Origin of the sequence: Mycobacterium sp. PO1, assembly GCF_017312405.1 — a bacterium.
Classification (GTDB): domain Bacteria; phylum Actinomycetota; class Actinomycetes; order Mycobacteriales; family Mycobacteriaceae; genus Mycobacterium.
The window spans coordinates 1-259 of sequence record NZ_BLTG01000009.1 but is presented as its reverse complement, the minus strand read 5'-3'; the positions used below and the strand labels follow the sequence as shown (position 1 = coordinate 259).

Annotated in this window: 1 pseudogene; it reads right to left on the bottom strand. The window is 82.6% G+C overall.

From position 1 onward, the window contains the following. Positions 1-259, bottom strand: a pseudogene (locus tag J3476_RS03120) (hypothetical protein); the annotation flags it as partial.

Here is a 259-nt window from a genome sequence, read left to right as displayed (position 1 = left end):
CTGCGGTTCCGCGGCGCGGCGGCGGCCCACATACGCATCCGGCTCGGCCGGCTCGGGCTCGGACGACTCGGGCTCGGCCGCCCAGTGACTGCCCGGCTCTCCGGCAGGCCGCCACTGCCCCTCGGCCGGGGCCGGCTGCCACTGCCGGCCCGCCGGAGCCGCGGGGCGGTCGGTGCGCGGAGCAGCGGGCGGCGGCAGCCACGGGTACTGCGGCGCGGGCCCGGGCGGAGGCGGAGCTGTCGGGGGTGCGGCCGTCGGG